The sequence below is a fragment of the Enterococcus sp. DIV0970a genome (genome assembly GCF_051711265.1).
GTDB classification, from domain to species: Bacteria; Bacillota; Bacilli; order Lactobacillales; family Enterococcaceae; genus Enterococcus_D; species Enterococcus_D casseliflavus.
On the sequence record NZ_JBIOMF010000001.1, the window covers coordinates 144,364 to 158,864 of the forward strand.

The window sequence follows — 14,501 nt, forward strand, 5'->3', positions numbered from 1 at the left end:
GCGCACGCAACGATTATTCCTTATAATAGATTAGACACTTTGAAGAACTAAGAAAGGCAGGAGTGCTCATGGAAGCCATTATCCGCTCAATCAATCATATTGCCCGTCTCGCCACCCTTTATCGGGAAAAAGAACTGAAAAAATTTGGTTTAGGCGGGATGCATCATACCTATATCTTAAACATTTGCCGCCAACCGGGGATCAGTCAAGAAGCCTTAGCCAAGAAGATTTTTGTGAATAAAAGCAATGTTGCCCGTCAACTAGCAATCCTAGAAGAACGAGGATTTGTCACTAGAACCAGCAGTCCCACCGACAAACGACAATTACTGGTTTATCCAACCGAAAAAGCACTCGCCGTCCAACCAGCAATCCAACAGCTGCTTCAAAGCTGGAATGAACAAGTCGTAGCAGGTTTTTCTGCTGCCCAACAGCAGCAGTTGATCGCCGATCTGGAAATCGTCAAAGAAAATTCCCAGCGGCTTTTAGCGAAAGATGAGGCGATGGAATGAATCTTTTGACTCAATATTTAAAACCCTATATCGGCCGCATCTCCCTTGGCGTCAGTATCAAATTCTTCGGCTCCCTGATGGACTTGCTATTGCCTTGGATTTTGGCGTATATCATCGATTCTGTGATTCCCACGAAGCAGGTATCTGCGATTTTTGCTTGGGGTGGGGCGATGGTGGTCTGCTCCATCATCGCAGTCGTCACCAATATCATCGCCAATCGGATGGCCTCCAGTGTTGCTCGCGATACCACCGGCAGTATACGCCATGATTTATTTGAAAAAGTTTCCTATCTGTCGATTCCGCAAGTCGAAGAAGTCGGGATCCCTTCCTTGGTGTCTCGCTTGACGACAGACACTTACAACATCCATCAAACGGTAGGCATGATCCAACGGATGGGGATTCGTGCCCCGATTCTGTTATTAGGGGGGATCATGATCACTGCCACATTAGATCCCGTGTTGACGCTGGTCTTAGTAGGCGTCTTGCCCTTCACTTTAGTGGCGGCAGTCACGATCTCGAAACGGGGGATCCCCTTGTTTGCTTCATTACAAAAGCAAGTGGATGTGTTGGTGCGAACTGTCCGTGAAAATGTGACTGGGGCTCGGGTGATCAAGGCCTTGTCCAAAGCAGATTACGAGAAAAAGCGCTTTGACCACGTCAACCAAGACGTAGTAGCTGCGGAAACTACCGCTAATCGAACGATGGCTGCGACACCACCCCTGATGGACCTATTTTTGAATATCGGACTGACGCTAGTGATCGTCGTCAGTGCCTTTCGCGTCAATCAAGGATTGACCCAACCAGGCGTCATCATCGCCTTTTTGACTTATTTTACGATCATTTTGAATGCCATGCTCAGTATCACGCGCATCTTTGTGATCGTGTCGAAGGGGCTGGCTTCTGCCGATCGAATCCAATCCGTCTTGCGCCTGCCGCAAAATATGCAAGTCATTGAGGCGCCTGTCAAAGAAGAGTCTGCGCATATCGTTTTTGAAAAAGTTTCCTTCACCTATCCTAACGGTACCCAGGTGCTGAAAGACATCGATTTTTCCTTGCAGCCGGGAGAAACCTTAGGGATCATCGGTGCGACTGGTAGTGGAAAATCAACGATCGTCAAACTACTGCTGCGTCTCTATGACCCAACGAAGGGCATGATTCGCATCGCTGGTCGCGACATTCGCTCCATCGATCCGACGGAGCTGCATCAGTTATTCGGTGTCGTCTTACAAAAAGACGTGCTTTTTGCGGAAACGATCGAAGAAAATATCGCTTTTGGTCGGCGGTTTTCCAAAGAACAGATCGAAGAAGCGGCGGCTCGCGCCCAAGCCAAGGAGTTTATCAATCAACTACCCAAGCGCTTAGCTCATCCATTGCATGCCAAAGGCAGCAATTTAAGCGGGGGTCAAAAGCAGCGGGTCTTGTTATCGCGGGCCTTGGCGGGGGATCCAGAGATTTTGATTTTGGATGATTCTGCCAGTGCGCTGGATTATCGGACCGACGCTCAGTTGCGCAAGGTCCTGAGACAGCAGTTTCAACAGACGACGACGGTCTTGATCGCGCAGCGGATCAGCTCGATCCAGCATGCCGACAAAATTTTGGTGCTGGAAAACGGGCAAATGAACGGCTTTGGCAGTCACCAAGAATTACTAGCAGAAAATGCGATCTACCAAGCCATTTATCAAGGTCAGACAGGAGGTGCCGACGATGCCGAAGAAAAAAACGGAAAAACCGCAGGATAGTAAGAAAACACTACGGCGTTTGTGGGGCTATCTCTACGAGTACAAAGGTCTCCTGCTGGCAGCCGCTGTATTGATGATGGCCAGCAACATCTTCGCCTTGGTGGGCCCGTTGCTTTCAGGATACGCCATTGATGCCATTCAACCGGGTCCCGGCAAGGTCATTTTTGACCGAGTCTTCTTTTATTGTGGGCTGATGCTGCTGTTTTATCTTGCGTCTTCCCTTCTTAGTTATCTGATTTCGCTCATGATGATCCGCTTGAGTCAGCGGGTGGTAGCAGCGATGCGCAAGGCGATTTTTGATAAAATCACCGAACTGCCAGTGGGGTATTTTGACCGAGTCGCCACTGGGGATATCATCAGTCGCATCAGTTATGATGTCGATACCATCAATACGTCATTGGCCAGCGATGCCATTCAAGTCCTCAGCAGTCTTGTGACGATCATTGGTTCGTTTGTGATGATGGTTTTGATTTCGCCGCTGCTGGTGCTGATTTTTGTCGTAACGGTTCCCGCTTCGATCTTTTTGACCCGCTTTTTGATGAGCAAATTTCAACCATTGTTTCGCCGTCGTTCCCGCAAATTAGGCGAATTGAACGGCTTTGTGGAAGAGATTATTTCTGGTCAGCAAACGATCAAGCTGTATAACCAAGAAGAAGCGATCATCAGCCGTTTTGACGAAAAAAACCAAGAAGCGGTGGATGCCTATTACAATGCCGAGTACTACGGCAGTATGACTGGTCCTTCCATCAACTTTATCAACAATCTGTCGTTGTCCTTGATCAGTATGTTTGGCGCCTTGCTGTTTTTGTTCGGTCATCTGACATTAGGGAATGTTTCTTCCTTTGTTCTTTACTCCAGAAAATTTTCAGGACCAATCAATGAGTTAGCCAACATCTTCAGTGATTTGCAATCGGCATTGGCGGCGGCAGAACGGATCTTCCGTTTGCTGGATGAAGAACCTGAAGTTTCTGATGTTCCTGGAGCCTACGAATACCACGAGGTGTCTGGTGATGTCGCCTTTGACCATGTGACCTTCGGCTATCAAGCACAGCAGCCCATCATCAAAGACCTTTCGCTACAAGTACCAGCTGGCAGCTTGGTCGCGATCGTCGGACCGACCGGAGCGGGGAAAACCACCATCGTGAACCTCTTGATGCGGTTTTATGACCCTGACCAAGGAGCGATTCGGTTAGACGGTAAAAATATCCGCCAAGCGACACGCCGCAGCTTACGGCAAAGCTATGCGATGGTGCTGCAAGATACCTGGTTGTTCACGGGAACGGTTTTCGACAATTTGGCCTACGGCAAGGCGAATGCGACGTTGGCAGAAGTCCAAGCTGCTGCACAAGCCGCCCATATCCATGACTTTATTATGAGCCTGCCAAAAGGCTATGATACTTTGATCTCTGAAGACGGAACCGGTATCTCACAAGGGCAAAAACAGCTGTTGACGATTGCACGAGCAATGCTGTTGGATGCCGATCTGTTGATTCTTGATGAAGCCACATCGAATGTCGACACGCAAACAGAGCTGCTGATCCAAGCAGCGATGACCAAATTGATGAAAGGCAAAACTTCCTTTGTGATCGCTCATCGCTTGTCCACGATTCGACATGCCGATACGATCCTCGTGGTGGAACAGGGGAATATCGTAGAGCAAGGGACCCACGAAGAGTTATTAGCCAAAGAGAGGCGTTACGCCGCACTCTATCAGGCACAATTTGATGCATGATCCATAGCTAGTCCACATCCTTGCAAGGAGAACGCCACTGCTTGCAAGGATATTTTTTGCGTGCCATCGGCTTTCTTGGCATAGGTACAAAATCTTCTTATGACAAATCAGGCAATTATCGGTATACTTAAGAAAGGGGTATCATCAAACAGAAAGAAGGGAAACAATTGGATCATAAACAACTAAAAGAATTCCCCAACGATTTCTTATGGGGTTCAGCATCAGCAGCCTATCAAGTAGAAGGCGCATGGCAAGAAGACGGCAAAGGCGCTTCGGTTTGGGACGATTTTGTCCGCATTCCAGGAAAAACCTTTAAAGCAACTAACGGAGATGTCGCAGTCGACCATTACCACCGCTTCAAAGAAGATGTTGCCTTGATGAAAGAACAAGGATTGAAAACCTACCGTTTTTCCATTGCTTGGACACGGATTTTTCCAGAAGGACGAGGAGAAGTCAATCAAGCAGGGTTAGACTTTTATTTAGCATTGATCGATGAACTGATAAAAGCAGGGATCGAACCGATGGTGACCTTGTACCATTGGGATCTGCCACGAGCCTTGCAAGAAGAATACGGTGGCTGGGAATCTCGCAAAATCATTGAAGATTTCACCAACTATGCGGCCGTATTGTTTGAAGCCTTTCGCGGCAAAGTCCACTATTGGGTCAGCTTGAATGAACAAAATATCTTTACTTCTTTAGGTTATCTTTTAGCTGCCCATCCACCAGGAGTGACCGATCCTAAACGGATGTATGAAGTCAATCATATCGCTAACTTGGCGAATGCTTCGGTGATCAACAAGTTCCATGAGATGAAAATCCCAGGGAAAATCGGACCAAGTTTCGCCTACTCACCAAACTACCCAATCAACAGCGACCCGAAAAATATTTTGGCAGCTGAAAACGCGGAAGACTTGATGGCGCATTATTGGTTAGACGTCTATCTATGGGGCGAATACCCGATTGCTGCAATGAATTACTTGAAAGAGCAAGGGATCGCACCAACGATCGAACCAGGAGATATGGACTTGCTGCGTTCAGCAAAACCAGATTTCTTAGGGATCAACTATTACCAAACAGCAACAAATGCCTACAATCCATTAGATGGTGTCGGAGCGGGGAAAATGAACACCACTGGGAAAAAAGGCAGCTCCGAAGAAACCGGGACACCAGGAATGTTCAAAAAAGCCGAAAATCCATTTGTGGAACGGACGAATTGGGATTGGGAGATCGATCCTCAAGGGCTGCGGATCGCTTTACGACGAATCACTAGCCGTTATCGGGTGCCTGTGATCATTACCGAAAACGGACTTGGTGAATACGACAAACTAACCGACGATCATCAAATCCATGACCAATACCGCATCGATTATTTAGCAGGGCATGTCCATGCCATCAAAGAAGCGATCAGCGACGGCGCGGAAGTTCTTGGCTATTGCACCTGGTCCTTCACTGATTTGCTAAGCTGGTTGAACGGCTACCAAAAACGCTATGGTTTTGTCTATGTTGACCAAGATGAAACGCAAGAAGGATCTTTGGCACGCTACAAGAAAGACAGCTTCTACTGGTACCAAGAGCTGATCAAAACCAACGGGCAAGAGTGCCAGCCTCCTAAAACCAATACCTGAATAAGCGAAACGACCCCTGCAACGGCAGTAATCGTTTCTTAGAAAAAGTACGTTCCACCTGTAGCGACTGCCCAAAGGTAGACCAAAAGTCTCGCGTTTTGGGCCGCTTCAAAGGAGAACGTCCTTTTTTTGAGTATTATCGTTGACAAGTGTAAACGATAATTGTAAAGTAGAAGAAGATTACAACTGTAAATATAAAAGGTTAATGGGTTTGCATAGCAAGCAAGGAGGAAGGAAACAATGATCGAAAAGAATTATGGGGTAAAAGGGATGACCTGTGCGTCTTGTTCCCAGACCGTCGAAAAAACAGTCAGCAAGCTGACGGGGGTCGACCAAGCAGCTGTCAATTTGGCTTCTGAAAAATTACATATTCGTTATGATGAGCAGCAGCTCACCGAAGAAACACTCGCTGCGGCCATCAAAGCAGCGGGCTATCAACTGATAGGCTCCCAAAGACAAGAGACCTTTGCCATCTCGGGCATGACCTGTGCGTCTTGTGCCCAAACAGTAGAAAAAGCCGTTCAAAAATTAGCGGGTGTGGAGCAAGCCTCCGTCAATCTGGCAACAGAAAAACTGACGGTCAGCTATCAACAAGATCAAGTGACCGCCGCGAAGATCGCAGCTGCCGTGAAAGAGGCGGGCTATGATGCACAGCTGCCGACCGCTTCTGCCGACAAGGCGGATTCAAAACAGGCAGAGATTCGTGCTTTATGGCAACGGTTTTGGCTTTCAGCGCTCTTTACGATCCCCTTGTTCTATTTGACGATGGGGGAAATGATCGGTTTGCCGATCCCTGGCTTTTTAGATCCGATGGCCTATCCAGTCAATTTCGTTACCACTCAATTGCTTTTGGTCTTACCGGTGATGGTCCTCGGTCGCGCCTTTTACATTGCTGGTTTCAAAGCGCTTTGGAAAGGCCATCCCAACATGGATTCCCTCGTCGCATTGGGAACCAGTGCTGCCTTCTTTTATAGTATTTATGGGACCGTGATGGTCTACCTGGGCACGACCCACTATGCGATGCACTTGTACTATGAAACGGCCGCCGTTATTTTGGCATTAGTTACCTTAGGAAAATACCTTGAGTCGGTCTCGAAGGGCAAAACCTCCGAAGCAATCAAGAAGTTGTTGGATCTCGCACCGAAAAAAGCCCGCGTGCTTCGCGGCAGCGGGCATCAAGCCGAAGAAGTCGAAGTGGGTATTGAAGAAGTCGCAGCCGGCGATATCTTAGTCGTACGACCTGGTGAAAAGATTCCTGTGGATGGGATCGTTACCCAAGGACGCTCTGCCATCGATGAATCAATGATCACCGGAGAAAGCTTACCTATCGAAAAACAAGTCGGTGATCGGGTGATCGGCGCTAGTATCAACAAAAATGGCTCGTTTCAATACGAAGCCACCAATGTGGGAGAAGATTCAACGTTAGCGCAAATCATTCAGTTAGTAGAAAATGCCCAAGGCTCCAAAGCGCCGATTGCCCGCATGGCAGATAAAGTTTCGGGTGTGTTTGTCCCGATCGTCATGGTCTTGGCGGTTTTTGCAGGACTTGCCTGGTTTTTCTTAGGACAAGAAACCTGGATCTTCTCATTGACCATTACGATCTCTGTATTAGTGATTGCCTGTCCGTGTGCTTTAGGATTAGCGACACCGACCGCCATCATGGTGGGTGCGGGCAAAGGGGCAGAAAATGGCGTCTTGATCAAAAGCGGCGATGCGTTAGAAACAGCTAGAAACGTGACGACGATCGTCTTTGATAAAACCGGCACGATCACAGAAGGCAAACCAGTCGTAACAGATCTCCTGCCTACTGGCAATCACACGCCGACGGAATTGTTGCAGCTGGCGGCTTCTGTTGAAAAAGGCTCAGAACATCCATTAGGCGAAGCCATTGTGATCGAAGCCCGCACGCAAGCCCTCGCCCTACAAGAAGTTGACGGGTTTGAAGCGATCCCAGGGCATGGGATTCAAGGAATGATCGCTGGCAGTCCAGTCCTATTAGGCAACCAGAAATGGTTGGAAAAACAAAACGTTGCCATCGATGGCCTGATCGAGCAAGCCCAACAATTGGCTCAAGAAGGGAAAACACCGATGTATGTTGCCAAAGACGGCGAAGCGATCGGGATCATCGCTGTGGCAGATACTATCAAAGAAAGCAGTCGAAAAGCCATTGACCGATTGCATCAAATGGGCTTGTACGTAGCAATGATCACGGGCGACAATGCCCGAACGGCCCAAGCCATCGCCAAACAAGTCGGTATCGATGAAGTGATCAGTGACGTCTTGCCAGAAGATAAAGCCGCCAAAGTAGCTGGCCTGCAAGCCAAAGGCCAAAAGGTTGCGATGGTAGGTGACGGGATCAATGATGCGCCCGCGTTAGCCCAAGCCGATGTAGGGATCGCGATCGGCTCCGGTACCGATGTCGCCATCGAATCGGCAGACATCGTACTGATGCGCAGCGATCTGATGGACGTCCCATCAGCGATCGAGTTAAGTCGGGCAACCATCAAAAACATCAAAGAAAATCTTTTCTGGGCCTTTGCTTATAACGTCTTAGGCATCCCTGTCGCAATGGGTGTGCTGCATCTTTTCGGTGGTCCCTTGCTCAATCCAATGATCGCTGGGGCGGCTATGAGCTTCAGCTCGGTATCCGTTTTATTAAATGCCTTGCGGCTGAAACGATTCCAACCCTCAGCGAAAAAGTAAACGAAGCAACGAATGCACCAACAAAAAGACCTGCCCACGGTTTCTGATGGAAGAAAATCGTGGGTAGGTCTTTTTAGTGCTGGACATCTAAATAAGAGTAGGCCCGCACGTCATAACGGTTGCGACTACGGGAAAATTCGATGGGTGAGCCATTTTTCTGATAGACGATCTGTTCGATCTCTAAGACCGGATCATCGGCTTTACAGTCCAAATACTGTTGATCGTACGCGGTACTTTTATCAGCGGCGATGGTGCGGTAGGCGCCAGCAAACTGGACCCCTAGTTCCTCTTTGACATAACGGTAGATAGAACTTTCTAAATGGCCACGAGTTAAATTGGGCACCAAATGGACGGGCATATAGGTATATTCTAAAATAAACGGCTGGTCTTCAAGAATCCGCAAGCGGACAATACTATAGATCGGCTGTTCTTCCGTTAACATCAACTTTTCTTGGATCGTTTGGTCAGGAAATTCGACTTGAAAATCGATGACTTGACTGACTAGCTTGCGGCCAGCTTTGCCCATTTCCGTTGACAAGCCTTCATAGACCGTTAAAGCAGTGGTGTCTTTTTTTAAGAATGGGTGGTTCAATATTTTTGTTCCAGCGCCCCGCTGAGAATAAACCAGTCCTTCCATGGCTAAAATACCGATGGCTTTTTTGACGGTCATCCGGCTGACTCCGAATTCCTCGACTAAATCAGTTTGGTTCGGCAGTAAGCTGTCAGGCGGATACGTTTTGTTTTTGATACGTGTGCGTAAAATATTGGCAATTTCTTGGTATTTTGGCATCTGATCACCTCGCAAGAAGTATAGCTGAAAAAAGCGGTTTCGACAATCAAACCTTGGTTTTTTTATAAAAAGAACGGCTGACTGAAAAAATTCAGCCAGCCGTTGCGCTTAATCGATCGATGGTTCTGCTTGACGATCTAAAACACGTAAGAATGGATACCAGATCAAGCCGACGATCACCACGTCAATGACTTGCAGCAAACCACCTAACCAAGAGTTGGTTGCTAAGACACCACTGAAGACCACTGGAACGGTCCAAGGAACAGAAACACCAGTTGGTGCAGGAACAAGTCCAGCCGCCATCACTAAGTAGTTGAAGGTCGTTACCACAAGAGGTGCCACGACCCAAGGAATCAGGATCGTCGCATTCAAGACGATCGGCATACCGAAGATGGCTGGTTCGTTAACGTTAAAGATCCCTGGTGCTAAAGCCAAACGACCCACATCGCGGTATTGTTTTTTCTTCAATACGAAAGCCATCAAGATAACAACGGCTAACGTCATACCAGAACCGCCTAATCCAACAGTAAAGGTTTCCATAAATGGTTTTGTGACGATATGCGGCAGTGCATCCCCATTTTGATACGCTTCTAAGTTGTCTAACATCAATGTATTCCAAATCGGGTCCATCACAGAGTTGACGATGATTTGACCATGTAGACCGAAGAACCAAAGGAATTGAACAAAGAACAAAGCCAATAGAGTTGCTGGCAAGCTGCTGCCTAGTCCAGTCAATGGTTTTTGGATCAATTCATAAACCAGGTCATGCAAGTTGGCATTGAAGACACCCGTCATGATGGCATTGATCACTAAGAATACCGTTAAGGTGATAATTGCTGGAATCAAAGCGGCAAAAGATTTAGAAACTGCTGGTGGTACCCCATCAGGCATTTTGATCTGCCAGCCGCGTTTTGTGATGCGGCAATAGATTTCAGCTGCCAAAAATGCTGCGATCATCCCGATAAACATCCCTTTTGCGCCAAGACGATCAAGAGACAGCACACCGGAGATCGTTTCGCCAGATTCAGTGGTCATAAAGAAAGGAGTCAAGATCAAAAAGCTGGCAAACGAAACGGCACCACCAAAAATCCCTTCCACATCATATGATTTTGATAAATAATAGCCAATACCGAAAGTAACGAAAACAGTCATGATACTCATTGTTGCATTTTGCCCATTGCCAAACAGTGTTCCTAATGTTCCTTTAGTGGCATCACTGAAGAAGGGCAGGTTGTTTAAAACGACCACGATCGATCCAAACATAGTGATTGGGAACGAAAGCATAAACGCGTCCCGCAAGACGGTCAGGTAGCGATTTTGTCCTAAGGCATTCGCCAAGGGCAAAATCTTTTCAGATAACTTGTCCATAAAACCATTCATTATTAGTTCACTCCTTAAATTTCTTTTTGCAATCGATTACATTGATAATGTATCATGTTTTATTTTAAATGTCTATACATTTATTTTAAAAAAGATTGATTTTTATAACTGCTTCCTTTATGATTAGGGCAGCAAAGAAAAAATGAGGAGTGAATGAAGATGGATTATCAATTTCCAGCAGGCTTTTGGTGGGGGTCAGCCGCTAGTGGCCCACAAACAGAAGGTGTATTTGAAGGCGATGGCAAAGGGGCAAGCATCTGGGATTACTGGTATCAGCAAGAACCAGAGAAATTTTTCAATGGGGTAGGTCCTGAAAAAACCTCGCAAGTCTATACACGCTATCAAGAAGATATTCAACTAATGAAAGAAACCGGCCATACGACGTTTCGGACGTCGATCCAATGGAGTCGTCTCTTCCCGCAAGGCAAAGGAGAAGTCAATCAAAAAGCCGTTGATTTTTACAATGCCTACATTGATGAGTTGATCGCCAACGGGATCGAACCTTTCATGAATTTATACCACTTCGATATGCCGATGGCGCTGCAAGAAAAAGGCGGCTGGTTGAACCGAGAGACCGTGGATGCCTATGTCGCGTTTGCGCAAACCTGCTTTACATTATTTGGTGATCGTGTCAAGAAATGGTTCACTCATAATGAACCGATCGTCCCTGTTGAAGGCGGCTATCTTTACCAATTCCATTATCCGAATGAGATCAACATGAAACATGCAGTCCAAGTTGGGTTCCACGAAACGTTGGCGAGTGCTAAAGCCATCAAAGTCTATCATGAGATGAACCTTGATGGGGAGATCGGCATCATCTTGAACTTGACGCCAAGCTATCCAAGAGATGAGAACGATCCAGAGGATGTCAAAGCAGCGCAAATCGCAGATGCCTTCTTTAATCGCTCTTTCTTAGACCCTGCGGTCAAAGGCACGTTCCCAGAAGAATTAGTGACCATCGTCAAGGAATTGGATATGGTACCAGCGATGGAAGCTGATGATTTACAAACAATTCGCGAAAATACGATCGACTTGTTGGGGATCAATTATTACCAACCTCGTCGTATCATGAAGAAAGAATCACCAATCGATGAAGCGAAAAGTCCAATGCCTGATGATTACTTTGATAACTATGATATGCCGAACAAGAAAATGAACCCGTATCGTGGATGGGAAATCTATGAAAAAGGGATCTATGATATTTTGACGAACACGCGAGAAAATTATGGCAATATCAAGTGCTACATTTCTGAAAATGGCATGGGTGTCGAAGGAGAAGAACGTTTCGTCAATGCTGATGGCGTGATCGAAGATGATTACCGCATCGAATTTGTCTCTGACCACTTGAAGTACGTCCACCAAGCGATCCAAGAAGGAACCAATTGTGTCGGCTACCATATGTGGACTTGCATGGACAACTGGTCATGGACCAATGCTTACAAGAACCGTTACGGATTTATCTCCGTTGACTTAGCAAATGATGCTAAACGAACGGTGAAAAAATCAGGTCGTTGGTTTAAAGAAGTTTCAGATAATAACGGCTTTTAATAACAATGAAAAAAGCAATGCTGTAGGAATCAGCATTGCTTTTTTTGTGTAAAATCGCGGATTTTTTTTGGCTAATTTCAAAGGGGGGATTCTATTAAAAAACCACCTGTTTTTGCAAATGATAAGCTGGGTTAAATAAAAGCACAGTTCTGATAAAGAAAAGACTAGACATGGAAACGTTCTCGTGGTATTCTTTAGTAGAAATCGGTTTCATTATTTTGTTTAGGGTTTGAAAGGAGAAAAAACAATGGATAAATTTATTGGATTTATGGAGAAGCACTTTATTCCGATCGCTTCTAAAATAGGCTCTCAAAGACATCTAGTGGCCATTCGTGACGGATTTATCGTAACGATGCCGTTGATGATCTTAGGCTCTTTTGGGGTATTGATCAACAACTTACCAATCCCTGCCTATATTGATTTTATGAATGGCATTTTTGGTGAAGGCACATGGCAAGCCTTTGGGAACAACTTGTCAGCAGGTACTTTTTCAATACTTGGTCTGTTAATCGCTTTCACAGTAGCGTATAATTTAGCTAAAAGCTACAATCAAGACGCATTAGGTGCTGGGGCGATCTCAGTTGCAAGTTTCTTCGCATTAGGTGCAATGGCGACAGGCCCAGATGGTTTGTTAACAGCTGCCGGACTTGGTTCTCAAGGATTATTTTTAGCATTAATCGTATCGATCATTTCTACTGAGATCTTCCGTCGTCTAGCTGGCAACCCACGCTTAGTCATCAACATGCCTGATGGAGTACCACCAGCAGTTTCACGTTCATTTGCTGCATTATTCCCAGCAATGATCACCGTATCGATCTTTGCTTTGTTTACAGCAATTTTCCAAGCATTTGGTGTGACAAGTATCGTATTGTCCTTCTATGAATTGGTGCAACAACCATTCATGGGCTTGGCAAACTCTTACCCAGCTGCTTTGCTATTAGGTTTTATCTCTGCATTCTTATGGTTCTTTGGTTTACATGGTGCCAACATCATCGACCCGTTCATGCAAACGATCAATGTGCCAGCGATCGAAGCAAACGCACGAGCATTAGAAGCAGGAACAGATTTGCCTTATATCGTGAACAAACCATTCTTTGATTCTTTCGTGAACATCGGCGGAACAGGTGCGACACTAGGTCTTTTGATTGCGATCTTTTTAGTTGCTCGTCATCATAAAGCGTATATGACTGTCGCAAAACTATCTGTTGCACCAGGTGTGTTTATGATCAATGAACCAGTGATGTTTGGGTTACCAGTTGTCTTGAACCCAATCTTGTTCATCCCATATGTGTTGACCCCACTTGTTTTAGTAACGACTGCTTATTTTGCAACCGCAACTGGCTTAGTTCCTGCAAGTACCGTCATCGCACCATGGACGACGCCACCAATCATCGGCGGTATTTTGTCGACACAAAGTATTGCTGGCGGAATCTTGGCAGCTGTTAACTTGATCTTGTCAATCGTTATCTACTTGCCGTTCGTGAAAATGGCGCAAATTCAAGAAACACGCCGTTTAAAAAATGCGTAATGTCTGATCGAGTCGATTAGAAACAAGCGCCAAACGTAATAGACCTTATCCGGCCGCGATCAGAGTGCAATACCCCTTATCACACTGCTTCATTGGAAGGTGCAGTGGTGTGATGACACTCTTTTCGTTTGGCCGGTTCTTTTATCGTTTTTCAATCAATACAATACAACACACGTTTTGGAGGTGGCAAAATGCCCAAATATATGGAGATCGCAGATGTTCTGCGTAAAAGAATCAAGGACGGAACTTATCCGAAAGACAGTCTTTTACCTTATCAAACAGAGTTAGTGGAAGAGTTTGGCGTCAGCCGAATGACGATTAAAAATGCGGTGAATATCCTGATTATGGAAGGCTTGCTGCTGACAAAGCGCGGCTTAGGGACCAAAGTTTTGAATCATTCCTTTTGGGGCAAAGATACCTCATCGGTGACAGAATACAAAGGCCTGAGCTATCAGATGAAACAAGAAAAACGGACATTGACTAGCCAAGTCATCACCTTTGAAGTCTGTTTTCCTACAACAAGAATTCAAGAGATGCTTCAGATCACTGCCGAACAACCAATCTATCATGTGATCCGTTTGCGGATCTTAGAAGGCAATCCATACATACTCGAGCATTCCTATATGCCGTTGGATCTGGTCAGCGGTTTGACGAAAGAGATCTTGGAAGAATCCGTCTATGACTATCTACTGCAAGATTTAGGCTACAAATTTGCTGGCGCTTATCGGACCTTTCAGGCTGCCAAAAGCGATGAATACGATCAAACCTATTTAGCGTGCCAAGCAGATGACCCAGTATTGGAATTAGAACAGATCATCTATTTAGAATCGGGACGTCCAGTGGACTATTCCTGCAGCCGCAATCGGTATGATGTTCGGGGATATTCCATGTTAGACATGAAGCCTGATCTGTTACAGCACCGCAAAAAGTAACGGCTTACAAAATGC

At 46.1% G+C, this 14,501-nt stretch carries 10 protein-coding genes; 8 read left to right on the forward strand and 2 right to left on the reverse strand.

The genetic code is table 11. The features are described from left to right. Nucleotides 1–68 precede the first annotated feature (68 nt). The 5 genes from IGK14_RS00695 to IGK14_RS00715 all read left to right on the forward strand — a co-directional run bounded on the left by IGK14_RS00695 (nt 69) and on the right by IGK14_RS00715 (nt 8,308). Nucleotides 69–509 (forward strand): MarR family winged helix-turn-helix transcriptional regulator, encoded by a 441-nt coding sequence (locus IGK14_RS00695; protein WP_010748552.1) that lies wholly within the window; start codon nt 69–71, stop codon nt 507–509. Next, nucleotides 506–2,248 carry an ABC transporter ATP-binding protein gene (locus IGK14_RS00700; protein WP_005226665.1) on the forward strand — a complete coding sequence of 581 codons (1,743 nt, stop codon included), beginning with the start codon at nt 506–508 and terminating at the stop codon, nt 2,246–2,248. Before IGK14_RS00695 ends, IGK14_RS00700 begins: the two co-directional genes overlap by 4 nt. Further along, the gene (locus tag IGK14_RS00705; protein WP_010748553.1) at nt 2,214–3,980 is read left to right on the forward strand and encodes an ABC transporter ATP-binding protein; all 1,767 of its coding nucleotides are present in this window, start codon (nt 2,214–2,216) and stop codon (nt 3,978–3,980) included. Before IGK14_RS00700 ends, IGK14_RS00705 begins: the two co-directional genes overlap by 35 nt. 167 nt (nt 3,981–4,147) lie before the next feature. Continuing rightward, entirely contained in the window at nt 4,148–5,605 is a 1,458-nt protein-coding gene (locus tag IGK14_RS00710) for a glycoside hydrolase family 1 protein (protein WP_010748554.1), read from the forward strand. A gap of 240 nt (nt 5,606–5,845) precedes the next feature. After that, nucleotides 5,846–8,308: a heavy metal translocating P-type ATPase gene (locus tag IGK14_RS00715; RefSeq protein ID WP_010748555.1), complete on the forward strand. Its 2,463-nt coding sequence runs from the start codon at nt 5,846–5,848 to the stop codon at nt 8,306–8,308. 73 nt (nt 8,309–8,381) lie between these two features. Here IGK14_RS00715 and IGK14_RS00720 read toward each other — a convergent pair whose 3' ends face one another. Then, a complete protein-coding gene (locus IGK14_RS00720; protein ID WP_005226669.1) occupies nt 8,382–9,098 on the reverse strand; it encodes a GntR family transcriptional regulator in 717 nt (238 codons plus the stop codon). 108 nt (nt 9,099–9,206) lie between these two features. Then, nucleotides 9,207–10,478, reverse strand: a complete 1,272-nt coding sequence (gene celB, locus IGK14_RS00725) for a PTS cellobiose transporter subunit IIC (RefSeq protein ID WP_005226670.1) — start codon at nt 10,476–10,478, stop codon at nt 9,207–9,209. Between the two features lie 159 nt (nt 10,479–10,637). Between celB and IGK14_RS00730 the strand changes: the two genes are divergently transcribed. The 3 genes from IGK14_RS00730 to IGK14_RS00740 all read left to right on the forward strand — a co-directional run bounded on the left by IGK14_RS00730 (nt 10,638) and on the right by IGK14_RS00740 (nt 14,486). Then, complete coding sequence (locus tag IGK14_RS00730) at nt 10,638–12,026, forward strand: glycoside hydrolase family 1 protein (RefSeq protein WP_010748556.1); 1,389 nt, start codon at nt 10,638–10,640, stop codon at nt 12,024–12,026. Nucleotides 12,027–12,273: 247 nt separating this feature from the next. Beyond that, nucleotides 12,274–13,554, forward strand: a complete 1,281-nt coding sequence (locus tag IGK14_RS00735; RefSeq protein ID WP_005232725.1) for a PTS sugar transporter subunit IIC — start codon at nt 12,274–12,276, stop codon at nt 13,552–13,554. Between the two features lie 191 nt (nt 13,555–13,745). Further along, complete coding sequence (locus IGK14_RS00740) at nt 13,746–14,486, forward strand: GntR family transcriptional regulator (protein WP_008376546.1); 741 nt, start codon at nt 13,746–13,748, stop codon at nt 14,484–14,486. Nucleotides 14,487–14,501: the final 15 nt, after the last annotated feature.